Origin of the sequence: Streptomyces sp. NBC_00250 (assembly GCF_036192275.1) — a bacterium.
In the GTDB taxonomy this organism is placed as follows: Bacteria; Actinomycetota; Actinomycetes; order Streptomycetales; family Streptomycetaceae; genus Streptomyces.
Genome location: NZ_CP108088.1, coordinates 4,701,115 through 4,724,302, shown reverse-complemented (window position 1 = coordinate 4,724,302; position 23,188 = coordinate 4,701,115). Strand labels below are relative to the sequence as shown.

Genomic DNA, 23,188 nt, shown 5'->3' with positions numbered 1-23,188 from the left:
CGCACCCCGCCCCGCACCCGTGGGTTACGTCACATCCCCGCCCGAAAGAATGAGGGGAAAACGAAACGGTCGGCATCGTGATCACGATGCCGACCGTTTCCTCGGTTTCCCGAGATGGTGCGCGAGGGGGGAGTTGAACCCCCACGCCCTTTCGGGCACTGGAACCTGAATCCAGCGCGTCTGCCTATTCCGCCACCCGCGCATTGGGTGTGCTCCGGGCTCCCTCACCTTTCGGTGCGATCGCCTGGCGACATCAGAAGATTAGCACGTCGCAGACCGTGGATTCACATCCGTTGTTTGGCCTCCGCTCACGGAGACCAAGGTGAGGGAGGGACGGAACGACGGACGCGGGAACGACGGTGCCGAGGACGACGGAAGAGAGGGGAGACCGGCGGAGAGACGGAAGGGAAGGTAGGGGGAGGAAGCGGACGGACCGCCCCCCGGACCCGGACCGAGCCCCCACTCCCACAGCCGGGTGCGGGACACTGTCCACAAGCCGCCTCTACGATCCGTGGGGAAAGCCTGTGAGAGGTGACACTCGTCCACAGGGCAGAGAAGGGGAACCAGCCGATTTCCCGACGCGTGGATACGATCAGTAAGCAGTACGAGGACGACAACGACGGAGGAGGTGCCCCATGGGAGTCATGAAGCGTTTCGAGCAGCGTCTCGAAGGTCTGGTCAACGGCACCTTCGCCAAGGTCTTCAAGTCCGAGGTCCAGCCGGTCGAGATCGCGGGCGCACTCCAGCGCGAGTGCGACAACAACGCGCAGATCTGGAACCGCGAGCGGACCGTCGTCCCCAACGACTTCATCGTGGAACTGAGCACGCCGGACTACGAGCGCCTCAGCCCCTACTCGGGCCAGCTCGGCGACGAGCTCGCCGGCCTGGTCAGGGACTACGCCAAGCAGCAGCGGTACACCTTCATGGGACCGATCAAGGTCCACCTGGAGAAGGCCGAGGACCTCGACACCGGTCTGTACCGCGTCCGCAGCCGCACCCTGGCGTCGAGTACGTCACAGCCGCAGCCTCCCGTGGGCGGCCAGCAGCAGCCTCACCAGCAGCAGGCCCAGGGACAGGGTCGCGGCGGCTACGGGTACCCCCCGGCCGGCGCCCCGCCCATGCCCGCCTCCCCGCCTCCCGGCGGCCCCGGCCACCGGCCGGCGGCGGCCCGTCCCGCGGGCCCCGGCCCCGGTACGCACGGCGGAGCGGGCACCCAGGTCCGCCACTGGATCGAGATCAACGGCACCCGCCATCAGATCTCCCGCCCGACCCTGGTCCTCGGCCGCAGCACCGACGCGGACGTGAGGATCGACGATCCCGGCGTCTCCCGCCGGCACTGCGAGATCCGGACCGGAACGCCCTCGACGATCCAGGATCTGGGATCCACCAACGGCATCGTGGTGGACGGGCAGCACACCACCCGCGCTACGCTCCGCGACGGCTCGCGGATCGTCGTGGGCAGCACCACCATCGTTTACCGGCAAGCCGAAGGGTGAAGCGGGGGCAATGTCAGAGCTGACCCTGACGGTCATGCGGTTGGGTTTCCTGGCCGTTCTGTGGCTGTTCGTCATCGTGGCCGTCCAGGTCATCCGCAGCGACCTCTTCGGTACGCGGGTCACCCAGCGCGGTTCGCGGCGCCAGGAGGCGCGACCTCAGCAGCAGCAGCAGGCGCGGCAGGCCGCCGCGCCGCCGCAGCAGCGCGGCCAGCAGCCCGCGGGCGGTGGGCGGCAGCGCCGCGGCGCCCCGACCAAGCTGGTCGTGTCCGAAGGCACCCTCACCGGCACGACCGTCGCCCTCCAGGGGCAGACGATCACGCTGGGCCGGGCGCACGATTCGACGATCGTGCTGGACGACGACTACGCGTCCAGCAGGCACGCCAGGATCTACCCGGACCGGGACGGCCAGTGGATCGTCGAGGATCTCGGGTCCACCAACGGCACGTATCTCGACCGGACCCGTCTCACCACCGCGACACCCGTTCCGCTGGGCGCGCCGATCCGCATCGGCAAGACCGTCATCGAGCTGCGGAAGTAGTGCTACATCATGAATAGGCGCGAGCGGAGCGAGCGAGTCGGGACGGTCCCCGCCACAGGCTGTGCCGCGCTCCCGACCGGAGCGACTGAAGCGACCGGCGTGACCGGAGCGACCGGAGGGTGGGCAGTGTGGGTCGAGACCGGCCGTACCCCGATGCGGCGTCGACAGGGCAGGTGCGCATGACTCTGTCCCTGCGATTCGCCGCGGGCTCGCACAAGGGCATGATCCGCGAGGGCAACGAGGACTCCGGCTACGCCGGGCCCAGGCTGCTCGCCATCGCCGACGGCATGGGCGGCCAGGCCGCCGGTGAGGTCGCCTCGTCCGAGGTGATCTCCACCCTCGTCACCCTCGACGACGACGTCCCCGGCTCCGACATCCTCACCTCGCTCGGTACGGCGGTGCAGCGCGCCAACGACCAGCTCCGGATGATGGTCGAGGAGGACCCGCAGCTCGAAGGCATGGGCACCACGCTCACCGCCCTGCTGTGGACCGGCCAGCGGCTCGGGCTCGTGCACGTCGGCGACTCGCGCGCCTATCTGCTCCGCGACGGCGTGCTGACCCAGATCACCCAGGACCACACCTGGGTGCAGCGGCTCGTCGACGAGGGCCGGATCACCGAGGAAGAGGCCACCACCCACCCGCAGCGCTCGCTCCTCATGCGCGCGCTCGGCAGCGGTGACCACGTCGAACCCGACCTCTCCATCCGCGAGGTCCGGGCCGGCGACCGCTATCTGATCTGCTCCGACGGCCTGTCCGGCGTGGTCTCGCACCAGACGCTCGAGGACACCCTCGCCAGCTACCAGGGCCCCCAGGAGACCGTGCAGGAGCTGATCCAGCTCGCCCTGCGCGGCGGCGGCCCCGACAACATCACGGTGATCGTCGCCGACGTCCTGGACGTCGACGGCGGCGACACCCTCGCCGGTCACCTCAGCGACACCCCGGTCATCGTGGGCGCGGTCGCCGAGAACCAGGCCGCCCAGCTGAACGACGGCGGGGCCATGCAGACCCCCGCGGGCCGCGCCTCCGGACTCGGCCGCCCGGCCCCGCACCAGCAGCCGCCCGCCGGCGGGTTCGGCCCGCCCGGAAGCGGCGACGACCACGGCTACGGCGGAATGCCCCCGCAGGGCTCCTTCGAGTCGTACACGGACGACGACTTCGTGAAGCCGCGCAAGGGCCGCAAGTGGCTGAAGCGCTCCTTCTTCCTGATCCTCGTCCTCGCGGTCATCGGCGGCGGGCTGTACGGCGGCTGGCGCTGGACGCAGACCCAGTACTTCGTCGGGTCCAAGGACCAGCACGTGGCGCTGTACCAGGGCATCAGCCAGGACCTCGCGTGGGTCTCGCTGTCGAAGGTCGAGAAGGACCACCCCGAGATCGAACTCAAGTACCTCCCCGACTACCAGCAGAAGCAGGTCGAGGACACGATCACGGGCGGCAGCCTCGCCAAGGCCGAGACGAAGATCTCCGAGCTGGCCGTGCAGGCCTCGGCCTGCAAGAAGACCGAGCAGCGCCGTGCCGCCGCCGAGAAGGCCGCCGACCAGGCGAGCAAGCCGCCGGCCGAGACGCCGGACGGCGCCGCCAAACCCGAATCCAAGCCCACCACAGCCGCTCCGACCCCGGGTCCCACCCTCACCGCGGAGGAGCAGAAGCTGGCCTCGAACTGCGGCAAGCAGTAAGCACCCGTAGGGGGCCTTTCACCACCATGAGCGTTGTCACCAACACGACCACCATCGGCGCGATCGAGGCGCCGAGCCGCCGCAACACCGAGCTGGCGCTGCTGGCGTTCGCCGTTGTCATCCCGGTGTTCGCCTACCTCAACGTGGGCCTGGCCATCGACGGCAAGGTCCCGGCCGGCATGGCCGGGTACGGGCTCGGGCTCGCCCTGCTGGCGGGCGTCGCGCACCTGGTGGTGCGGAAGTGGGCCCCGTACGCGGACCCGCTGCTGCTGCCCCTGGCGACCCTGCTCAACGGCATGGGCCTGGTGCTGATCTGGCGGCTCGACCAGTCGCCGCGGCTGATCGCCACCTCGATGAGCCGGTACAACAGCTTCAGTCCCGACGCACCCAGCCAGATGATGTACTCGGCCATCGGCATCGCCATGTTCGTGGGCGTGCTGCTGCTCCTGAAGGACCACCGCGTCCTCCAGCGCTACACGTACATCTCCATGGCGGTCTCCCTCGTCCTGCTGTTGCTGCCGCTCGTCCCGGGCCTCGGCACGGATGTCTTCGGCGCCAAGATCTGGATCAACGTCGGCGGCTTCTCCATCCAGCCCGGTGAGTTCGCCAAGCTGGTCCTCGCGGTCTTCTTCTCCGGCTATCTCATGGTGAAGCGGGACGCTCTGGCCCTGGCCAGCCGTCGCTTCATGGGGCTCTACCTGCCGCGCGGCCGTGACCTCGGCCCGATCCTCACGATCTGGGCGGTCAGCCTCCTCATCCTGGTCTTCGAGAACGACCTCGGTACCTCGCTGCTGTTCTTCGGCATGTTCGTGATCATGCTGTACGTGGCGACCGAGCGGACCAGCTGGATCGTCATGGGTCTGCTGATGGCCGTGGCCGGCGCGGTGATCGTCGGCTCCACGGCCAGCCACGTGCAGTCCCGTGTGGCGGCCTGGCTCGACCCGTTCGAGTGCCTGGAGACGGCCACCGACCCCAACATGCTGAACGCGTGTGACCAGATGACCCAGGTGCTGATGTCCTTCGGCTCCGGCGGCATCCTCGGCACCGGCCTCGGCCAGGGCAACTCCGACCTGATCGGGTTCGCCGCCAACTCCGACTTCATCTTCGCCACCGTCGGCGAGGAGCTCGGCCTCGCCGGTGTGATGGTCTTCCTGCTCCTCTACGGGCTGATCGTCGAGCGTGGTGTCCGCACCGCCCTCGCCGCCCGTGACCCCTTCGGCAAGCTGCTCGCGATGGGCCTCTCCGGTGCCTTCGCACTCCAGATCTTCGTCGTCGCCGGCGGTGTGATGGGTCTCATCCCGCTCACCGGTATGACCATGCCGTTCCTCGCGTACGGCGGTTCTTCGGTGATCGCCAACTGGGCTCTGATCGGCATCCTGATCCGGATCAGCGACACCGCGCGGCGCCCCGCGCCCGCGCCCGCCCCGTCCCCCGACGCCGAAATGACCCAGGTGGTCCGTCCGTGAACAAGCCGCTGCGCCGGGTCGCGATCTTCTGCGGCCTGCTCATCCTCGCCCTGCTCCTGCGGGACAACTGGGTCCAGTTCGTCCGAGCCGACGAACTCAACGCCCACCCCAAGAACACCCGTGTCCGGATCGAGCGATACGCGAACGAGCGCGGCAACATCATCGTCGACGGCAAGCCGATCACCGGCTCCGTCGACTCCAAGGACGAGTACTTCAAGTACAAGCGCACCTACACCGACGGCCCCATGTGGGCCCCGGTCACCGGTTACGCCTCGCAGGCCTACGACGCCAACCAGATCGAGAAGATCGAGGACGGCATCCTCACCGGCAACGACGACCGGCTCTTCTTCGACCGCACGCTCGCCATGTTCACCGGTGAGAAGAAGAAGGGCGGCGACGTCGTCACCACCCTCAGCGGGGCCGCCCAGAAGGCCGCCTTCGAGGGCCTCGGCAGCAAGACCGGCGCCGTCGTCGCCATCGAGCCGAAGACCGGCAAGATCCTGGCGATGGCGTCCACCCCCTCGTACGACCCGACCTCCTTCGCCGGCTACTCGCGCAAGGACGAGAAGGCCTGGGTGGCGCTGGAGAAGGACAAGAGCAAGCCGAAGCTGAACCGGGCGATCCGAGAGATCTACCCGCCCGGTTCCGTCTTCAAGGTCGTGACCGCCGCCGCCGCTCTTGAGAACGGCAAGGTCAAGGACATCAACGCGGCGACCGACACCCCCGAGGGCTGGAAGATCCCGCTCTCCCGCGTGCCCATGAAGAACCACGCCAGCGGCTGTGCCGACGCCAGCCTGAAGCGTGCCCTCGACATCTCCTGCAACTCGGTCTTCGCGAAGCTCGGCGACGACGTCGGCCGCGACAAGATGGTGGAGATGGCCGAGAAGTTCGGCTTCAACGCCGAGCAGTTCACCCCGGTCCGTTCCTCCGCCTCGGTCTACGACAAGACGGCCGACCGCGGTGGCAACGCGCTCTCCTCCATCGGCCAGTTCAACACCGCGACCACCCCGCTCCAGATGGCAATGGTCACAGCGGCGATCGCCAACGACGGCAAGCTGATGAAGCCGTACATGATCGACGAGCTGCGCGCCCCCAACGTCGACCTGCTCAAGAAGACCGAGCCGGAGGAGATGAGCCGGCCGGTCTCGCAGGAGAACGCCCAGCTGCTCCAGCAGATGATGGAGAGCGTCGTCACCAACGGCACCGGTGGCAACGCCGACCTGAACATGGACGGCGTGAAGGTCGGCGGCAAGACGGGTACGGCCCAGCACGGCGCCAAGAACGCGAAGCGCCCCTACGCCTGGTTCATCTCGTACGCGAAGACCGCCGAGGGTTCCCCGGTCGCGGTCGCCGTCGTCGTCGAGGACTCGGCGGGCACCGACCGTGAGGACATCAGCGGTGGCGGCCTGGCCGCGCCGATCGCGAAGGCCGTGATGAAGGCGGTCCTGAAGACCCGGGGCTGACGTCTCGGCCCCGTACGTGCCAGGTACCGGTCAGGTATCAGCTACCGGCCCCGGGCGGATCGTCTTCCCGGGGCCGGTACCGTATCCGCGAACAGCACACACCGCCGGACCACCCATGGGTGCGGTCGGGACAGACGGAGAGGGCTGGATTAGCTATGGAAGAGCCGCGTCGCCTCGGCGGCCGGTACGAGCTGGGCTCGGTGCTCGGCCGTGGTGGCATGGCCGAGGTGTACCTCGGACAGGACACCCGGCTCGGCCGCACCGTCGCCGTGAAGACGCTGCGGGCCGACCTGGCCCGCGACCCGTCCTTCCAGGCCCGGTTCCGCCGTGAGGCACAGTCCGCCGCCTCGCTGAACCATCCGGCGATCGTCGCGGTCTACGACACCGGCGAGGACTACGTCGACGGGGTCTCCATCCCGTACATCGTGATGGAGTACGTCGACGGGTCGACCCTGCGTGAGCTGCTGCACTCCGGGCGCAAGCTGCTGCCCGAGCGCACGCTCGAGATGACGGTCGGCATCCTCCAGGCGCTGGAGTACTCGCACCGCGCCGGCATCGTGCACCGTGACATCAAGCCGGCGAACGTCATGCTGACGCGCACCGGCCAGGTCAAGGTCATGGACTTCGGCATCGCACGCGCCATGGGCGACTCCGGCATGACCATGACGCAGACCGCCGCGGTGATCGGTACGGCCCAGTACCTCTCCCCGGAGCAGGCCAAGGGCGAGCAGGTCGACGCCCGCTCCGACCTGTACTCCACGGGCTGCCTGCTGTACGAGCTCCTCACCGTCCGTCCCCCGTTCATCGGTGACTCCCCGGTCGCGGTCGCGTACCAGCACGTCCGCGAGGAGCCGCAGCCGCCGAGCAACTTCGACCCCGAGATCACGCCCGAGATGGACGCCATCGTCCTCAAGGCGCTGGTCAAGGACCCCGACTACCGCTACCAGTCCGCCGACGAGATGCGCGCGGACATCGAGGCCTGCCTCGACGGTCAGCCGGTCGCGGCCGCCGCCGCGATGGGCATGGGGATGGGCATGGGGAGCGCGCCCGCCTACGGCGGGGGCTACGGCGGCTACCCGGAGGACCAGCCGACCACGGCGCTGCGCCAGGCCGACCCGGCAGGCCAGACCTCGATGCTGCCCCCGATCAACGCGGACGACGGTGGCTACGGCTACGACGACCGCCCGGACCGCCGTCGCGGCGGCCAGAAGAAGTCGAACACCTCGACGATCCTGCTGGTCCTCGCGGGCATCCTGGTGCTCGTCGGTGCGATCTTCATCGGCGTCTCCCTCTTCGAGAAGAAGGACGGCGTCCGGCAGGTCACCGTCCCGCAGCTGGTCGGTCTGACCCTGGAGGCGGCGAACGGGAACGCGACCAACTCCGAGGTGAAGCTGCAGGAGGCCGGCACCGAGCGCTGCGACCAGCCCAAGGGCTCCATCTGCCGCCAGTCCCCGGTCGCGGAGAACGCCGCGAAGATGGACACCGGCGCCACGATCCAGGTGTACGTCTCCGAGGGCGCCCCCCTCGCCGAGGTCCCGGACGTCGTCGAGCAGTCCCAGGAGCGCGCCGAGGAGACCCTGAAGGACAAGGGCTTCAAGGTCAAGGTCGTGCAGGAGGAGTCCGACGAGGACCCCGGCACGGTCCTGCGGCAGAACCCGGACGGTCTCACCAAGGCGGAGAAGAACTCCGAGGTGACGATCACCGTCGCGAAGCAGAAGCTGCTCCAGCTCCCGGATGTGAAGAACCGGAGCTACGACCAGGCCGTTCAGCAGCTGAACGGGGTCGGCTTCAGCAACATCGTCAAGGAGGAGGTGGACAACGACCAGCCCGCGGGCACGGTCGTCGACCAGACTCCTCAGGGCCCCTCGGACCAGTCCAAGGAAGTCCAGATCACGCTCAAGGTCTCCAAGGGCCCGCAGCAGACCCAGGTGCAGATTCCCGGCGATCTGACGAACAGGCCGTTCAAGGACGTCAAGGCGCAGCTTGAGGCCCTGAACCTGGTCGTCGTCCAGGAGGGCTCCGACAAGGAGGACGCGATGGTGCTCGGCACGAACCCGGCCGCGAACTCCATGGTCAACCCCGGCACCTCGATCACCGTCTACACGATCGGTGGCGGAGGCAACGGCGGCAACAACGGGAACCCCGGCGACGGCGGCGGCGGCTTCTTCGACTGACGCCCCCGCGACCGTTCGAAGGGGAGAGCCCCGGCATCCAGTGGATGCCGGGGCTCTCCCCTTCGGTCCTCTTCGGTCACCTCAGCGAAGCTCCGCCGGAGGGGTCCGGTCGCGGTCGACCCTCTCCGTGCGCTCCAGCTCGCCCCAGACGATGTACCGGAAGTCGGAGGTGTACATGGGGGTGCAGGTGGTCAGGGTGATGAACCGGCCGGGCTTGTTCTTGCCGGACTCCTTCGGCACGGGCTGGAGGACGTCCACGTTGTACTTCGTGGTCTCCGGCAGGGTCTTGTAGACCTTGTAGATGTACCAGGTGTCCTTGGACTCGAAGACGATCGCGTCGCCGTTCTTCAACTTGTGGATGTTGTGGAACTTGGCGCCGTGGCCGTCCCGGTGCGCGGCGAGCGTGAAGTTGCCCTGCTTGTCCTGCGGGAGCGCGGACTTGATCGGGTCGGTGTAGTAGCCGGCAACGCCGTTGTTGAGGTTGTCGCTGCCGGTGCCCTGCTTGACCAGGACCTCACCGTTCTTCATCGCCGGCACGTGCAGGAAGCCGATGCCGTCCTTGGTGTCGAGCGCTCCGGGTCCGTCGGCCCAGCGGTCGCGGACCTGGGCGCCGTCCTGGTCCGCGGCACGGTCGGCGAGGACGTTCGTCCACCACAGGGAGTAGACGACGAAGAGGCCGAGCACCACGCCCGCCGTGATGAGGAGTTCACCGAAGAGGCTGATGATCCCGGCGATCCGATTACGCACGCGTGCCACTAGGTCGTCCCGTCGTCCCGTCCGGAGGTGTGGGGTCTCAGCCTACGAGCGCTTTCGGCTTTCCCTGGCTGCGCGGGCGTTCCTCGACCAGCTTGCCCCACACGATCATGCGGTAGGTGCTGGTGAACTCGGGTGTGCAGGTGGTCAGCGTGATGAACCGGCCCGCCTTCGTGAAGCCCGAGCCCTTCGGCACCGGGTCGATCACGGAGACGTTGGAGGGCGATGTCTGCGGCAGGATGCTCGCCATCTCGTAGGTGTAGTACGCGTTCCGGGTCTCGACGACGATCGGGTCGCCGGGCTTCAGCTGGTTGATGTACCGGAACGGCTCGCCGTGGGTGTTGCGGTGGCCGGCGACCGCGAAGTTGCCCTGCTTGTCGGCGGGCATGGCGGTCTTGAGCTTGCCGTCGGAGTAGTGGCCGACCATGCCCTTGTCGAGGACCTTGGCCTTGTTGATGCCCTCGGCGACGGGGACGACGACGTCCAGCTTGGGGATGTACATGATGGCGAAGCCCTCGCCGGGCTCGAAGGCGCCCGGCTTGCTGTCGTCCTTCTCGGCGTCGCCGTTGGCCCAGGTGTCCTCGATCTGCTCCTTGGCCCGGTCGGTCTCCTGACCGGCGAGGATGTTCGTCCACCACAGCTGGTAGGTGACGAAGAGCAGCATGACGACGCCGAAGGTGATGAAGAGTTCCCCGACGGCGCGGCTTGCGACGACGCCGACGCTGTCCTTGGCCGCGCGGGCGGCACGCCGGGCCTCGACGCGGGAGAGCGGGGCCGCGGGCGGGGCGGTCGGCGAGGCGCCGGACGGGGTGGCGGGCGGGCCGCCTCGGCGGCTCTTGCCCCGACCGCCCTTGGCGGCGCGCCGGCGCTCGGCCCGGCCGGGCCCGGGAAGGGCCTCCACGGCCTCCAGAACCGCCGTGTCGCTCGCTGAGGGCCGGGGGACCTCCACCGCCTCGTACGGCTCGTACGAGGGCGTGGAGGAGTCCTCGCGGGGAGCCTCGTGGGGAGCTGCGTAGGGAGCTGTGTAAGGGGTCTCGTAGCCGGACTCGGGTTCCCGGTAGGGCTGCTGGTGCTCCTGGTAGGGCTGTCGAGGCTCCTGGTAGGGCTGCCGGTGCTCCTGGTAGGGCTGCTCGGGGTACGGGGCCGGAGCCGGTTCCTGGTACGGCGAAGGGACCGCGTAAGGGTCCACGGGTATCGGCTCGGGCTCGGGCTCGTTCGTCGCCCGGAACCACGGAGAGCCCGTCGTCACGCGACGGCCTTGCCCACCACCGGCGCGAGCCCCGCCGACCGTCCGACCGCCCCCTTGTCGCCGCACTGCTCCAGCCAGTTGGCGAGCATCAGGTGCCCGTGCTCGGTGAGGACGGACTCGGGGTGGAACTGGACGCCCTCGACGGGCAGTTCGCGGTGGCGAAGGCCCATGATGATGCCGTCCTCGGTCCGCGCGGTGACCTGGAGCTCGGCCGGCAGCGCGGCGGGCTCGGCGGCGAGCGAGTGGTAGCGGGTCGCGGTGAACGGCGAGGGCAGCCCGGCGAAGACGCCCTGGCCCTCGTGCGTGACGAGCGAGGTCTTGCCGTGCAGCAGCTCGGGCGCGCGGTCGACGACCCCGCCGTACGCCACGGCCATCGACTGCATGCCGAGGCAGACCCCGAAGACGGGCACGCCGGTGTCCGCGCAGTGGCGGACCATGTCGATGCAGACCCCGGCCTGTTCGGGCGCGCCGGGTCCGGGCGAGAGCAGGACGCCGTCGAAGCCGTCCTGGGCGTGGCTCAGCTCGACCTCGTCGTTGCGGAGGACTTCGCACTCGGCGCCGAGCTGGTAGAGGTACTGAACGAGGTTGAAGACGAAGCTGTCGTAGTTGTCGACGACGAGAATTCGCGCGCTCACTGGCCGTCCACCGTCACATCGTTGAACGGAAGCAGAGGCTCCGCCCAGGGGAACACGTACTGGAACAGGACGTAGACGACCGCGAGGACCAGCACGATCGAGATCAGCGCCCGCACCCACGCGTTGCCCGGCAGATGCCGCCAGATCCAGCCGTACATGACGTCGACCGCCCCTTCCGTTCGTTACGGGGACCAGAGTACGGGGCGAGGGGGCCGTGGGGGGTCAGCTGTCCAAAGCCTGTGGACGGCCGTCGGCGACCGGACGGGTGGCGTCGAGGTGCGCCCAGACGACCAGCCGGTGGCTGCTGCCCCACTCGGGTTCGCAGGTGGTGAGGGTGAGATAGCGGCCGGGCCCGGCGAAGCCGGACTTCACGGGTACGGGATCGATGACGCCGATGTCCGTGGGCACGGTCCGGTGGGGAGCGCGGTCGACGCGGTACGTGAACCAGGTCGTCCCGTCGGTGAGGACGATCGCGTCGCCCTCGCGCAGCCGGGGGAAGTCCTTGAAGGGGTCGCCGTAGGTGCGGCGGTGGCCGGCGACGGCGAAGTTGCCGGTCGCGCCGAGCCGGGCGGTGCCGGCGTAGTGGCCGAGGCCCTTCTTCAGGGTGCCGACCTCCGTGCCCTGGAGGACCGGCCACTTCCAGTCCTTGCCGAGCCGGGGGACGTACATGACGGCGATGCCCCGGCCGGGGACGTACGGCACGGCCCTGGGGGCGGGGGCGGCGGTCCGGACCGGGGTGCTCGTCCACTCCCGCTGGAGGGTGTCGATCTGGCCGGCGCTCGCGCTCGCGGCCTGGACGCCGGTCCAGTACAGGACGTACACGACGAAGAGGACGATCAGGGCGCCGACGGTGATGCACAGCTCGCTGAAGGTCCTCACGACGAGACGCAAGCGGCCCCTCCCGCAGTCGACGCACCGGGTGTCGGCCCACCAGCGGTCGGCGAGGCGGCTGTCAGCTCACCGGCTTCGCGTAGTGGAGGTCCACTGTGCCCGAGTACCCGGGAAGAGTCACCGCCCTGTGCTCGTCGACTTTCCAGCCGAGCCCGTACGCCTTCACGTACAGCTGGTAGTTCTGGATCGCCGGGGAGCCCGCGAGGGCCCTGTTCAGCTTTCCCCGGTCGCCGACGGCCGTGATCTTGTACGGGGGCGAGTAGACGCGGCCCTGGAGGATCAGGGTGTTGCCGACGCAGCGCACGGCGCTGGTGGAGATCAGCCGCTGGTCCATCACCCGGATGCCCTCGGCGCCGCCCTGCCACAGGGCGTTGACGACGGCCTGGAGGTCCTGCTGGTGGATGACCAGGTCGTTGGCCTGCGGCTCGGGGTAGCCGGGGGCGGCCTGGGCGTTCGGCGGGGCGTCGTCGAGGGTGACGGTGAGACCGGAGCCGGAGACCTCGGTGGTGCCCGCCGCCGCCTCCAGCGCGTCGAGTCTCGCGTCCTCCGCACGGGTGGAACCGTCGTCGCGGGCGGCGAGGGTGTCGACCTGGGAGCGGAGGGCGGAGGTGGACTCGTCGAGGCCCGCGTTCTTGTGGCTGCGTTCCTCGATCAGGTCGGAGAGCCGCAGGAGCGAGGCGTCGGTGCGGATGTTGGTGCCCTTGGCCGTGTTGAAACTCGTGACGAAGATCAGTCCGGCGAGGGCGAAAACGGCAAGGGTGAGCACCTGGACGGGGCGCCACCTCGCGGGGCGGCCGGGTCCTTCGGGAGTGCCGGCGGAATTGCTCAACGTACCCTGATCCCCTTCGGTGCCGCGGAACCACTACGCTAACGGACGCCTGGGGGACTCAGTCGTCCTCCTTCGTCACATCCCGGCGCCAGCCACAGTTCCCTGCGCGGTCACGCAGCGCATCGACAGGAGAGTCCCTCGTGCCGAAGTCACGGATCCGCAAGAAGGCCGACTTCACGCCCCCGCCCGCGAAGCAGGCCACCTCGATCAAGCTGACCAACCGCAGCTGGGTGGCGCCTGTGATGCTGGCGCTGTTCGCCATCGGTCTGGTGTGGATCGTGGTCTTCTACGTCACCGACGGCTCGATGCCGATCGAGTCGATCCGGAACTGGAACATCGTGGTGGGCTTCGGCTTCATCGCGGCCGGCTTCGGTGTCTCCACGCAGTGGAAGTAGCTGCGGGGAAGTAGGGGAGACAGCGGCGGGCGCGGCGATCTAGCGTCCGTACCTGCCGCTCGTCAAGCTCTCCCCTGAACTTATCCACAGCGTTGTGCACAGCACTGGATAACTTACGAAGATCTGTGGATAACTCGCACGAGGTTGACGCCGGTATGACCGGAATCACCCTCGGCGGAGACCGCAATGCCCCTCGCCTCTCTGGAGAAATACCAGGTCAGAGGCGAGGGGCGCGGTCTTTCCCCACAGAACGGGGGGAGATCGCCACGCACTGTGGATAACTCTGGGGAAAGCTCACAGAGAAGCTCGTCCACAGCCCTGTGCGCTCAGGTGAGCGCCGCCGAACGGGCCAGCACGACCCCCAGGTCGATCAGCAGCACCAGCGCCAGGGCCCCGTACTGCACGAGGTCCCGACGGACCCTGGGCGCGTGCACCAGCGCGTACGTCACCAGGAGACCCGCGACCAGACCGCCGACGTGGGCCTCCCAGGAGATCCCCGGTCGGGTGAACGTCATGAGCAGCGACAGGGCCACGAAGAGGACCACCGGCCGCATGTCGTGCCGGCGCCGACGGGCCAGCACCACCCAGGCGCCGATCAGGCCGTAGACGACGCCCGAGGCGCCGAGCGAGGGCTGGTTGGGCGCGGCGACGAGGTAGGCGAGCACGGATCCGGAGAGACCGGAGAGCAGGCACAGGGCCGCGTACCGGATCCGGCCCAGCTCGGGCTCGACGATCCCGCCGATCACCCACAGGCCCAGCACGTTGAAGAGGATGTGCCAGACCTCCTGATGGAGGACGGTCGAGGTCAGCAGCCGGTACCACTCGCCGTCGGCGACCCCGACGACCTCGCCGAGCGCCGGGCTGAAGGCGTAGCCGATGAGCACGAGCTCGTCGACGAGCCGGTCGCCGAACACCAGGACGGCGAGGTACACCGCGAGGTTGATCCCGATCAGGATCTTGGTGACGAGACGGTCGTCCGCCGCCACCCGGCCACCCGCGAGCGTCCGCGGCTGGTTGGCGTCGGCGGCGTGACCGGTCCCCGAACCGTTGCGAACGCAGTCGGGGCACTGGAAGCCGACGGAGGCGGAGACCATGCACTGCGGGCAGATCGGCTTCTCGCAGCGCGTACAGCGGATGCCGGTCTCCACCTCCGGGTGGCGGTAGCAGCGCGGCAGTCCGGAGTGCGGGTTCTCGGAAGGTCGCGGATCCATAGGAGGTGCCGTCCCTTCCGCCTCAGCGCTTCTCGATCACCACGGACTCGATGACCACGTCCTGGAGCGGTCGCTCGGTGTGCGGGTCGGTCGCGGTGGCCGCGATCGCGTCCACGACCTTCCGGCTCTCCTTGTCCGCGACCTCACCGAAGATCGTGTGCTTGCGGTTCAGCCAGGTCGCGGCGCCCACGGTGACGAAGAACTGCGAGCCGTTGGTGCCCGGACCGGCGTTGGCCATGGCCAGCAGGTAGGGGCGGTCGAAGAAGAGCTCCGGGTGGAACTCGTCGGCGAACTCGTAGCCGGGACCGCCCGTGCCGTTCCCCAGCGGGTCACCGGCCTGGATCATGAAGCCCTTGATGACCCGGTGGAAGACCGTGCCGTCGTAGAGCGGGTCCGAGGAGACCTTGCCGGTCGCGGGGTGCGTCCACTCGCGCTCACCGCCGGCGAGCTCGACGAAGTTCCTGACCGTCTTCGGGGCGTGGAACGGCATCAGCCGCACCTCGATGTCACCCAGGCTGGTCTTGAGGATCGCGTACAACTGCTCGGCCACGGTCGCCTTCCGTCCACGTCATGTCGCGTCATGTCACGTCTGCTCTGGCGTGTCCGATCCTCGCATGCCCCGGATGCCCGCCCCACATGCCGGACTTTGCTCCGGGGGGCATGATTCCGAAAAGGATGGAAAGGTGAAAAACCGACATCGTCGCCACCGAGGAGGAGGAATCCCGTGACCCGCATGGACAGCGTGCGCGCCGCGTCAGATTCGGCGAAGGAGAGCGTCCTGCACGCCGCGGAAGTGGTGGCGCCGTACGCCGGCACGGCCAAGGACCAGGCCGCGCACTACGCACAGGAGGCGCGTGCGGTGATCGCGCCGAAGGTCTCGAAGGCCGCTCAACAGGCCCGGGCGCAGGCTCGTGCACAGTACGACTCGCATGTCGCACCGCATGTACCGCCGCGGGTCGACGCGGCCGCACAACGTGCGGCGGTCAAGACCCGCCAGGCCTGCCGTCAGGCGGCCGACTACACCGTCCCGCGTGTCGAGCACGCGGTCGCCGCGACCGGTCCCGTCCTTGAGGAGGCCGGGTCGCGTTCCACTGCCGCCTGGGCCGCGCTGCGCGGTCAGGTGACACCGAGGGACATCGAGAAGATCGTGAAGAGGCACGAGCGGCGAACCAGGGCCGGACATCTCGCCAAGGGCCTTGTGGTCCTGGGCGTTCTCGTCGCCGGCGCCTACGTCGCCTGGAGGTGGTGGGACAAGCAGGCCAATCCCGACTGGCTGGTCGAACCGCCCGCTCCCACCGAGGTGGACGAGGAGGAGACCATGCTGACGTCCGTCGACGACAGTGGGACTTCCCTCGACCCGGAGGTGGAGGCCAAGGAGAACGAGGCCGAAGCCGCGGCCGCAGCCGAAGAGGCCGCCGAACGCGACGAACGCCGCTGACCGACCGGGTACTGCTCTGGGTACTGCCAGGTACTTCTGAGGTACTGCCGGGCACTGCCGGGTACTTCTGGAGTTCTGCCGGGGTCCTGCCGGGCTCTGCTGAGGTCCTGCCGGGCCCTGCTGAGGTTCTGCTGGGGTCCCGCTGGGGTCTGCCGAGGTTCTACGGAGCAGGTTCCACGGAGCGGGTTCTGCGAGGCAGGTCCTGGGAGGCAGGTTCTACGGAGCGGGTTCTGCGAGGAGGCAGGTCCTGCGAGGCAGGTTCCACGAGGCAGATGCTGCGAGGAGGTGCGAGGTGCGGGGAGCATGCGTGATCGTCTCTCCGCGCCCTACGCCGCTGCGGCGAGCGCCAGCTCCGTCAGCGCGGCCGGCTCGTCGTTCTCGGCCGCGGCGTTCGCGCCGGCCGTGGAGCGGTGCCGGGCGGCGGGAGAGGACCCGTGGGCCTCGGCGGCGATGCGCTGCTTGATGGTGGGCGGCAGGGAGCGGTCCCCGACGAGCGGCCACCGGTGTGCCCTCTGTGCCGGTACGGACGCGAGGGCGGCCCGCTCCCCGGCGACGGGGGCCGTGGCGGCGGCGGGGCCGACCGGCTCCTCGGGCTGCTGAACGGCGGGCTGCCCGGTCGCGGCGGCGGTGCCCGCCAGGCCGACGGAGGCGAGCAGGGCGAAGAGGACGGAGATGAAGGCGGTCCAGAACTGCTTGACCTTGGCGGTGGCCATGGCCCCTCACTTTCGTGACGTTCTCGAATGGTTCATTTCGGTTTGCGCGCTTTACGTACTTTCCTCATGATGTGGATGCGCGCCCGATTTCCACGGAACGTCGCCGCTGCCGCGCAGTTCTTCCGATGAACACCACCCGTCCGGAGCAGCGGTCCTTCCGGACCGCCGGATCGGGCCCCCTCAACCGCCCCCTGCATCGCGCCGGTATCGCGCGAACTTGGTGCTCGCGCTGAGCGGCTGCGAAGAGGGGGACGGCCCTGCGGCGGGAAGCGCGAAGCCCACGGGCTCGGCCCCCGCGGAGAAGCAGCCGGGAACGGCGGACACGAAGGCGTCCGAGACCTGGATCGACGCGACGGGGATGTACACGCATCGAGTTCTCCTCCGGCTCCGCGGCGGAGGCGGGCGCGGCGGCCAAGAGCATGGCGAAGAAGAAGAGCGGGGAGGCCGTGAAGGACGGCCGCCCGACGAAGCCGCTGACCGTGGACTCAGAGGCCGACGAGACCGAGGCGCTCACGAACGGGTCCTCCGCCCACGTCTACCTGCGCATCGGCTCGGTCGTGTCGCACATCTACTCGTCCGAGACGGACCCCAGGAACCTGAAGTACGCGGCGGACATCCAGGTCGCCCGCGTCAAGGAGGTCGCGGCAGGCAAGAACCCGGACCGCTGATCCCGGCCGCCGCCCGCCCCACCTCATGAAAACACCCCCTCTGACCTGCGTTTCCGCAGTTCGGAGGGGGTGTTTCTCGTGGAGCCTAGGGGAGTCGAACCCCTGACATCTGCCATGCAAAGACAGCGCTCTACCAACTGAGCTAAGGCCCCGGAACGAAGACAGCGTACCGGGTCACCCCCCATGTCCGGCAAAAGGATTGGGACTCCCGGTCGGCGACCACTCTCCGTAAGATGCTGATCGAGGTTCGCAGTGGCGAACCGAGGGATGGGGAGAAGAAATGGACGCAGCGCAGCAGGAAGCCACGGCGAGAGCCAGAGAGCTTCAGCGCAGTTGGTACGGAGAGCCGCTGGGGGCGCTCTTCCGTCGGCTGATCGACGATCTCGGGCTCAATCAGGCCAGGCTCGCGGCCGTGCTCGGACTGTCCGCGCCCATGCTGTCCCAGCTGATGAGCGGCCAGCGGGCCAAGATCGGGAACCCGGCCGTCGTCCAGCGTGTCCAGGCACTCCAGGAGCTCGCCGTGCAGGTCGCCGACGGCAGTGTCAGCGCCGCCGAGGCCACCGACCGGATGGACGAGGTCAAGAAGTCGCAGGGCGGCTCCGTCCTCACCAGCTCGGGCCAGTCGACCACCGGGTCCGGCGCTCCGACCGTCCGCCGGGTGGTCCGCGAGATCCAGTCGCTGCTGCGCTCCGTAGCCGCGGCGGGCGACATCATCGACGCCGCCGACTCCCTCGCCCCGGCCCACCCGGAACTGGCAGAGTTCCTCCGGGTGTACGGCGCCGGGCGCACCGCGGACGCGGTCGCCCACTACGAGTCGCACCAGAACTGACGCGGTCGGCAGCCGGCCGGCAGGCTTGAGACGAAGCAACGGGGAGCGGACGCAGCACGATGGGTGAGATCTTCGCTGGTCGGTACGAGCTGGTCGACCCGATCGGCCGGGGCGGGGCGGGCGCGGTATGGCGTGCCTGGGACCACCGCCGCCGCCGCTATGTGGCGGCCAAGGTGCTTCTGCAGAGCGACGCGCACACGCTGCTCCGCTTCGTCCGCGAGCAGGCGCTGCGGATCGACCATCCACACGTCCTCGCGCCGGCCAGCTGGGCCGCCGACGACGACAAGGTCCTGTTCACCATGGACCTGGTCGCCGGCGGCTCTCTGGCCCATGTCATAGGGGACTACGGCCCGCTGCCGCCCCGGTTCGTCTGCGTCCTGCTCGACCAGCTGCTCTCGGGACTGGCCACGGTGCACGCCGAGGGGGTCGTGCACCGTGACATCAAGCCCGCGAACATCCTCATGGACGTCACCGGCACCGGGCGGCCGCATCTCCGGCTGTCCGACTTCGGCATCTCCATGCGCAAGGGTGAGCCGCGTCTCACCGAGACCAACTACGTCGTGGGCACGCCCGGGTACTTCGCGCCCGAGCAGCTCCTGGGCGCCGAGCCGGACTTCACGGCCGACCTCTTCGCCGTCGGCCTGGTCGCCCTCTATCTGCTCCAGGGCCGCAAGCCGGACTCGCAGGCCCTGGTCGAGCACTTCCTCACGCACGGCACTCCCGGCGCCCCCGAGGGCATCCCGGAACCCCTGTGGCAGGTGCTCGCCGGACTGCTCCAGCCCGACCCGCAGGCCCGTTTCCGGACGGCCACGGGCGCGCGCAAGGCGCTGACCGCCGCCGTCGACATGCTGCCCGAGCCGCGTCCCGACGAGGAGCCGGTCGAGATCTTCGACCAACTCGGGCCCCTGCCGTCCGGCTTCGGCCCCGAGGGCCCCGCGGGACCCGCCGGCCCCGCTGCCCCCACCGGCTTCGCCGGCGACCCCGCCACGGCCGCCGCACCCGATTCCGTACCGACGCCCGCCCCCACGCCCGTACCGCCCTGGCAGCAGCCCCCACAGCCGCACTACCAGCCCCAGCATCCGGTCACCCCGGGCACCGTCCCGCTCGCCGCCCCGGTCCCGGCTGCCGCGCCGGTGCCCGCGGCCTCCGAGACGGGCAGCTTCCACCTGCCCCCGCCGGTCACGCATCCGACCCCCTCCTTCGAACAGACCCCCACCGCGGCGGTGCCGTACGGACAAGCCCCTACTCATCCATACACCGCTCACCCCGTTCAGGTTCCCGGGCAGCACACCGCCCCCGTGTCCGCCCCGGCGGACGCCCCCGGCCCCGTACGCCGACCGGGACCGCCCCCGAAGGTGACGATCCCGGTCCTGCTGCTCGCACTGGTCTGCTTCGCGGTCGGCTTCTGGGCCCTCGCCCAGACCTGAGCCGACCCACCGACCGAGAGTTCTAGGCCGCCCGCCGCCGCGCCATCAGCGTCCATGCGCCGAGCCCCAGCAGCAGCACCGTGCCGCTGCCGATGCCGGCCGCCGCGACGACCCGCAGGGAGTCGCTTCCCGCCGCCTGCGCCCCGGAGGCGCCGTTCGCCGCCGCCTCCTTGTCGTCGGCGGTCACGGTGAACGGCCCGGGGTCACCGTCGTACCCGGGCCCCGGCTTCGCGGCGCCCCGCACGGAGACCCGAAGGGTCAGCGGCACCGCCTTGTCCCCGTACTCCTTGGCGACCTCCGGGCTGAGCGTGGCCGACAGGTAGTACCAGCCGGCGAACCGCATGCCACTGGTGGCGTTGTCGTAGGTGTGACGGTTCTCGTGGGCCACCGGCCGCTGCGGGTCGAGTGCCAGCGTCGCGGGCTCCCCGTCGTAGCTGACCGTGTTCATGTCGACGAAGCCGAGGGCCGGGTTGTCGAGCGAGAGGCTGAGCGCGTTGCTCACGGAGTCGCCCTCGGCGCCGCTGCCCAGTTCGGCGCTGGCGAAGAGCTGCTGCCCCCAGTCGACGGGCACCCGGTAGAAGAGCGTCTGGCCGGGCCGGATGTCGGCCCGCCACTCGCCCTCCCGCAGCGAGACGGCGTCGTGGAACCCGGCGCCGCCCTGCCTGTTCTGCTGACCACCGGCCGGCGGCGCGGGCGTGGCCGACGCCCAGGCCTCGGGGAGCGCGGTGGGGCCCGCCTTCTTGAGGAGGGGCTCGGTCACGTGCCGGAGTTCCAGTTCCCAGTCGTCCGGGGTGGAGACCGCCGCCGACTCGCGCTCGACGAGCACGTAGTGGGCGCCCTCCTTCTGGCAGGTGGAGGACTCCGGGTCGATGATCCGGCGGGCGTAGGCGGCGAGCGGCCGGGTGTAGGTCCCGGAGCCGAAGTCGACCTCCTGGTAGCCGCACTCGGCTCCGGTGGTGTCCTGGATGCTGACCTTGAAGCCGTCGCCGTACTCGACCTTGCCGCCGGGCTTGGGGACGGCGACGACGGACACGTACGCGTTCCGCTTCGTGTCGAGGTCGACCCGGTAGTAGACCTTGCCGTCCTTCTTGAGGGTGTCCCGGTACGTCTGCCCGGCCTTCAGGGCCTTCGCGTCCAGGCTGGAGGCGGCGCCCTGGATCCGCTGGGCGGAGCCGTCGAAGGCGTACGGCGGTACCGCCGACCCCTCGGCCCCTTCGGCCGCGTGGGCCTGGACGGGCAGTGCCGTCACCGCGCCCACCGCGGCGACCGCCGCGATCAGGGCTCCCGCCCTCCGGCCGATCCCGGTCCGCCTCCCGGCCTGCGTGCTCACGCGTTTCTCCCGTCCGTTCCTGCCCTGCGCCGCGCCCGCCCGAGGGCGATCAGCACCCCGGCGAGCAGCACGAGCGCCCCGCCGCCCACCGCGACGGCCGTGGTGCCGGTCCATCCTGCCCCGCCCGTACCTCCGGTGTCCGCCCGCGTGGTGGATTCGTCCGGCTTCGCGGGGTCCATCGCGCGCGCGTGGTGCTCGGGTCCGGCCTTTTCCTCGCCGAGGACGGCGATCCGGAGGACGACGGTGATCTCGGGGTTGCGGGCGAGCCTGGCCGTGTCGGCGCCGAGGGTGACGGCGATGTAGTGGCCGCCGGGCGTGTGCACGGGGATGACGTTCGGGTCGGGCTCGTACCGGTTGGTCCAGGCGACCGGGACCGTGCCCATCCGCAGCGAGGCCGGGTGCCCGGTGTACGTGGTCTGCGAGGTGAAGACCCCGGTGCCGATGCCGACCGGGTGCCGGGCCGGGGTGTAGACCTCGGTGCCGCCGTACGACATGGCCGGGGAGCCCGGGCCCCTGACGGTCGGCTCGTTGGCGAAGTCGACGTCGTAGCGGAGCTGCTGTCCCCAGCCGACCGGCACCTTGTACCAGAGGGTCTGGGCGGGCAGCAGCCGGTCGCGCCAGACGCCCGGGCCGAGCTCCTCGGCATCGTTGAAGCCGGTGCCGCCCCGGACGTCCTTCGGGTCGCCGGTGGGCAGGGTGGCCTTCGGGCCGCCGGCCCCGTACTCGGGCTGCGACTGGGCCGGGACCGCCCCTGCGGGCAGCGGCTCCTCCACGCCGAAGACGAGCTCCAGGGGCCAGCGGGCCGCGTCGGACTCCGGCTTGCTCTCCCGCTCGACGGCCAGCCAGTAGCGGCCGGCCTTGTCGCAGGTGGAGTACCGCGTCTCGGTGGGGATGCGGGAGACGGCCGAGGTCAGCGGGACCGCGCCCTCGTCCTGGTGGAAGATCTCGGTCTTCGTCGCGCAGTTGCCTTCGTCGCCGACGCCGGAGACCCAGACGAGGCTGGTGGCCAGCTTGTCGACGGTGTCCACGGCGGCGCCCGGTTGGGGTACGGCGGTGGCCGCGAAGTTCGCGGTGGAGGCGGAGTCCAGGTCGACCGCGTAGTAGCGCCGCTCGCCGGGTCCGATGGTGTCGAGGTACTGCCCGGGGGCGATCTTCGGGGCGCCGTCCCTGGCCGGTGTCCCCTCCACCCGGGTGCCGCGCAGCCGGTAGCCGTCCGCGGAGAGGCGGGCGGCCCGCTGGAGCTGTCGGGCGAGCGCGTCGGCGTCGGGCGCGTCGTAGTAGTGGCCGTTCCCGGCCTCGGCGACGCACTCCAGCTGTTCCCGGGCTTCGCCCTTCACCTGGAAGCCGACGGTGTCGATGCGCAGCCCGATGCCCTGGTGGGCGAGCTCCGCCGCGACCTCGCAGGGCTGCGGAGTGCCGCAGGTGTCCTCGCCGTCCGAGATCAGCAGGATCGTGCGGGTCGTGATGGCTCCGGGGGCCGGCTCGGGCAGGTCCTCGGCGGCCTTCCTCAGCGAGAGCCCGATGGGGGTGTCACCCCTGGGCGTGAGCGCGGCGACGGCCGCTTTGAGGCCGGCCCTGTCGAGCGGGGCGACCGGCTTCGCGAGCCGGGTGTCGGTGCAGCCACTGGTCCGGTCGGCGCCGTACACGCGCAGTCCGGTGGGGTGGCCGTCGGGGAGGCCGTCGACGACGGTCCCGACCGCGTCACGGGCCGCCGCCATCCTCGTACGTCCGGGGTCCTCGCCGCCGCCCACCGGGTCGGCCATGGAGCCGGAGGAGTCGAGCACCATGACGAGGCTGCCCCCGCCGGGATCCTCCGTGGTCTCCGCCACGGCTGCCGGAGCGGGTACGAGCAGTAGGGCGAACAGCCCCGCGACCACGCCCCCGGTTGTTCCTCGTCGAACTCTCATGACCGTCCCCCTTGTTCGCGATCACTCAACTTTGCTTAAGCAAGCTAGTGATTTGCTCAGGCGAACTCAAGGAGGTCCGTGTCACGGTCCTGGAACAGCGAAA

22 protein-coding genes and 2 tRNA genes are annotated in these 23,188 nt (G+C 69.9%); 11 read left to right on the top strand and 13 right to left on the bottom strand.

The genetic code is table 11. From position 1 onward, the window contains the following. Positions 1 to 115: 115 nt before the first annotated feature. Positions 116 to 202, bottom strand: a tRNA-Leu gene (locus tag OG259_RS21365). A gap of 433 nt (positions 203 to 635) precedes the next feature. Between OG259_RS21365 and OG259_RS21360 the strand changes: the two genes are divergently transcribed. From OG259_RS21360 to pknB, 6 genes are all read left to right on the top strand, one after another. Further along, the gene (locus tag OG259_RS21360) at positions 636 to 1,496 is read left to right on the top strand and encodes a DUF3662 and FHA domain-containing protein (protein ID WP_328943722.1); all 861 of its coding nucleotides are present in this window, start codon (positions 636 to 638) and stop codon (positions 1,494 to 1,496) included. A 10-nt stretch (positions 1,497 to 1,506) separates the two neighbouring features. Next, positions 1,507 to 2,034 (top strand): FHA domain-containing protein FhaB/FipA, encoded by a 528-nt coding sequence (locus tag OG259_RS21355; protein WP_328943721.1) that lies wholly within the window; start codon positions 1,507 to 1,509, stop codon positions 2,032 to 2,034. Positions 2,035 to 2,213: 179 nt separating this feature from the next. Next, positions 2,214 to 3,707, top strand: coding sequence for a Stp1/IreP family PP2C-type Ser/Thr phosphatase (locus OG259_RS21350; protein ID WP_328943720.1), 1,494 nt, complete (start codon positions 2,214 to 2,216; stop codon positions 3,705 to 3,707). 26 nt (positions 3,708 to 3,733) lie between these two features. Beyond that, the gene (locus tag OG259_RS21345) at positions 3,734 to 5,173 is read left to right on the top strand and encodes an FtsW/RodA/SpoVE family cell cycle protein (protein ID WP_328943719.1); all 1,440 of its coding nucleotides are present in this window, start codon (positions 3,734 to 3,736) and stop codon (positions 5,171 to 5,173) included. Beyond that, positions 5,170 to 6,636 carry a peptidoglycan D,D-transpeptidase FtsI family protein gene (locus OG259_RS21340; protein WP_328943718.1) on the top strand — a complete coding sequence of 489 codons (1,467 nt, stop codon included), beginning with the start codon at positions 5,170 to 5,172 and terminating at the stop codon, positions 6,634 to 6,636. The genes OG259_RS21345 and OG259_RS21340 overlap by 4 nt, the downstream gene beginning before the upstream one ends. Positions 6,637 to 6,791: 155 nt before the next feature. After that, positions 6,792 to 8,810 (top strand): Stk1 family PASTA domain-containing Ser/Thr kinase, encoded by a 2,019-nt coding sequence (gene pknB, locus OG259_RS21335; protein ID WP_328943717.1) that lies wholly within the window; start codon positions 6,792 to 6,794, stop codon positions 8,808 to 8,810. An 81-nt stretch (positions 8,811 to 8,891) separates the two neighbouring features. Here the strand turns inward: pknB and OG259_RS21330 are convergent, their stop codons facing one another. The 6 genes from OG259_RS21330 to OG259_RS21305 all read right to left on the bottom strand — a co-directional run bounded on the left by OG259_RS21330 (position 8,892) and on the right by OG259_RS21305 (position 13,167). Next, entirely contained in the window at positions 8,892 to 9,566 is a 675-nt protein-coding gene (locus tag OG259_RS21330; protein ID WP_328943716.1) for a class E sortase, read from the bottom strand. 37 nt (positions 9,567 to 9,603) lie between these two features. Further along, on the bottom strand, positions 9,604 to 10,812 hold the full coding sequence (locus tag OG259_RS21325; RefSeq protein WP_328943715.1) for a class E sortase: 1,209 nt from the start codon (positions 10,810 to 10,812) through the stop codon (positions 9,604 to 9,606). Continuing rightward, entirely contained in the window at positions 10,809 to 11,447 is a 639-nt protein-coding gene (locus OG259_RS21320) for an aminodeoxychorismate/anthranilate synthase component II (protein ID WP_328943714.1), read from the bottom strand. The genes OG259_RS21325 and OG259_RS21320 overlap by 4 nt, the downstream gene beginning before the upstream one ends. Beyond that, positions 11,444 to 11,605: a hypothetical protein gene (locus OG259_RS21315; RefSeq protein WP_015034837.1), complete on the bottom strand. Its 162-nt coding sequence runs from the start codon at positions 11,603 to 11,605 to the stop codon at positions 11,444 to 11,446. Before OG259_RS21315 ends, OG259_RS21320 begins: the two co-directional genes overlap by 4 nt. A 64-nt stretch (positions 11,606 to 11,669) precedes the next feature. Next, positions 11,670 to 12,338, bottom strand: a complete 669-nt coding sequence (locus tag OG259_RS21310) for a class E sortase (protein WP_328943713.1) — start codon at positions 12,336 to 12,338, stop codon at positions 11,670 to 11,672. Positions 12,339 to 12,399: 61 nt separating this feature from the next. Next, complete coding sequence (locus OG259_RS21305) at positions 12,400 to 13,167, bottom strand: DUF881 domain-containing protein (protein ID WP_328943712.1); 768 nt, start codon at positions 13,165 to 13,167, stop codon at positions 12,400 to 12,402. 140 nt (positions 13,168 to 13,307) lie between these two features. On the opposite strand from OG259_RS21305, the gene crgA reads away from it, so the two are divergent. Further along, entirely contained in the window at positions 13,308 to 13,562 is a 255-nt protein-coding gene (gene crgA, locus OG259_RS21300; RefSeq protein ID WP_030321260.1) for a cell division protein CrgA, read from the top strand. Between the two features lie 326 nt (positions 13,563 to 13,888). Here the strand turns inward: crgA and OG259_RS21295 are convergent, their stop codons facing one another. Both OG259_RS21295 and OG259_RS21290 read right to left on the bottom strand, forming a co-directional pair. Further along, complete coding sequence (locus OG259_RS21295) at positions 13,889 to 14,773, bottom strand: rhomboid family intramembrane serine protease (RefSeq protein ID WP_328943711.1); 885 nt, start codon at positions 14,771 to 14,773, stop codon at positions 13,889 to 13,891. A 22-nt stretch (positions 14,774 to 14,795) separates the two neighbouring features. Continuing rightward, complete coding sequence (locus tag OG259_RS21290) at positions 14,796 to 15,323, bottom strand: peptidylprolyl isomerase (protein WP_328943710.1); 528 nt, start codon at positions 15,321 to 15,323, stop codon at positions 14,796 to 14,798. Between the two features lie 174 nt (positions 15,324 to 15,497). Here OG259_RS21290 and OG259_RS21285 point away from each other — a divergent pair, with 174 nt between their 5' ends. After that, positions 15,498 to 16,211: a DUF5324 family protein gene (locus OG259_RS21285; RefSeq protein WP_328943709.1), complete on the top strand. Its 714-nt coding sequence runs from the start codon at positions 15,498 to 15,500 to the stop codon at positions 16,209 to 16,211. A gap of 326 nt (positions 16,212 to 16,537) precedes the next feature. Here OG259_RS21285 and OG259_RS21280 read toward each other — a convergent pair whose 3' ends face one another. Further along, positions 16,538 to 16,924, bottom strand: coding sequence for a DUF6344 domain-containing protein (locus tag OG259_RS21280; protein ID WP_328943708.1), 387 nt, complete (start codon positions 16,922 to 16,924; stop codon positions 16,538 to 16,540). 419 nt (positions 16,925 to 17,343) lie between these two features. Here OG259_RS21280 and OG259_RS21275 point away from each other — a divergent pair, with 419 nt between their 5' ends. Continuing rightward, on the top strand, positions 17,344 to 17,592 hold the full coding sequence (locus tag OG259_RS21275; RefSeq protein ID WP_328943707.1) for a hypothetical protein: 249 nt from the start codon (positions 17,344 to 17,346) through the stop codon (positions 17,590 to 17,592). A 79-nt stretch (positions 17,593 to 17,671) separates the two neighbouring features. On the opposite strand, the gene OG259_RS21270 is transcribed toward OG259_RS21275, so the two are convergent. Continuing rightward, positions 17,672 to 17,744: transfer RNA gene (locus OG259_RS21270), tRNA-Ala, on the bottom strand. Between the two features lie 128 nt (positions 17,745 to 17,872). Between OG259_RS21270 and OG259_RS21265 the strand changes: the two genes are divergently transcribed. Further along, positions 17,873 to 18,421 carry a helix-turn-helix domain-containing protein gene (locus OG259_RS21265; RefSeq protein ID WP_328943706.1) on the top strand — a complete coding sequence of 183 codons (549 nt, stop codon included), beginning with the start codon at positions 17,873 to 17,875 and terminating at the stop codon, positions 18,419 to 18,421. Positions 18,422 to 18,480: 59 nt separating this feature from the next. Next, the gene (locus OG259_RS21260) at positions 18,481 to 19,848 is read left to right on the top strand and encodes a serine/threonine-protein kinase (protein ID WP_328943705.1); all 1,368 of its coding nucleotides are present in this window, start codon (positions 18,481 to 18,483) and stop codon (positions 19,846 to 19,848) included. Between the two features lie 22 nt (positions 19,849 to 19,870). Here OG259_RS21260 and OG259_RS21255 read toward each other — a convergent pair whose 3' ends face one another. Both OG259_RS21255 and OG259_RS21250 read right to left on the bottom strand, forming a co-directional pair. Further along, complete coding sequence (locus OG259_RS21255) at positions 19,871 to 21,178, bottom strand: hypothetical protein (protein WP_328943704.1); 1,308 nt, start codon at positions 21,176 to 21,178, stop codon at positions 19,871 to 19,873. Next, positions 21,175 to 23,085 (bottom strand): vWA domain-containing protein, encoded by a 1,911-nt coding sequence (locus tag OG259_RS21250; protein WP_328943703.1) that lies wholly within the window; start codon positions 23,083 to 23,085, stop codon positions 21,175 to 21,177. The genes OG259_RS21255 and OG259_RS21250 overlap by 4 nt, the downstream gene beginning before the upstream one ends. Between the last annotated feature and the right edge of the window lie 103 nt (positions 23,086 to 23,188).

Bases quoted from the DNA above. Each gene is read 5' to 3' on its own strand.
- OG259_RS21360 (WP_328943722.1), top strand. From the start codon at position 636: ATGGGAGTCATGAAGCGTTTCGAGCAGCGTCTCGAAGGTCTGGTCAAC.
- OG259_RS21355 (WP_328943721.1), top strand. From the start codon at position 1,507: ATGTCAGAGCTGACCCTGACGGTCATGCGGTTGGGTTTCCTGGCCGTT.
- OG259_RS21350 (WP_328943720.1), top strand. From the start codon at position 2,214: ATGACTCTGTCCCTGCGATTCGCCGCGGGCTCGCACAAGGGCATGATC.
- OG259_RS21345 (WP_328943719.1), top strand. From the start codon at position 3,734: ATGAGCGTTGTCACCAACACGACCACCATCGGCGCGATCGAGGCGCCG.
- pknB (WP_328943717.1), top strand. From the start codon at position 6,792: ATGGAAGAGCCGCGTCGCCTCGGCGGCCGGTACGAGCTGGGCTCGGTG.
- OG259_RS21315 (WP_015034837.1), bottom strand. From the start codon at position 11,605: ATGTACGGCTGGATCTGGCGGCATCTGCCGGGCAACGCGTGGGTGCGG.
- OG259_RS21295 (WP_328943711.1), bottom strand. From the start codon at position 14,773: ATGGATCCGCGACCTTCCGAGAACCCGCACTCCGGACTGCCGCGCTGC.
- OG259_RS21280 (WP_328943708.1), bottom strand. From the start codon at position 16,924: ATGGCCACCGCCAAGGTCAAGCAGTTCTGGACCGCCTTCATCTCCGTC.
- OG259_RS21275 (WP_328943707.1), top strand. From the start codon at position 17,344: ATGGCGAAGAAGAAGAGCGGGGAGGCCGTGAAGGACGGCCGCCCGACG.
- OG259_RS21265 (WP_328943706.1), top strand. From the start codon at position 17,873: ATGGACGCAGCGCAGCAGGAAGCCACGGCGAGAGCCAGAGAGCTTCAG.
- OG259_RS21260 (WP_328943705.1), top strand. From the start codon at position 18,481: ATGGGTGAGATCTTCGCTGGTCGGTACGAGCTGGTCGACCCGATCGGC.
- OG259_RS21250 (WP_328943703.1), bottom strand. From the start codon at position 23,085: ATGAGAGTTCGACGAGGAACAACCGGGGGCGTGGTCGCGGGGCTGTTC.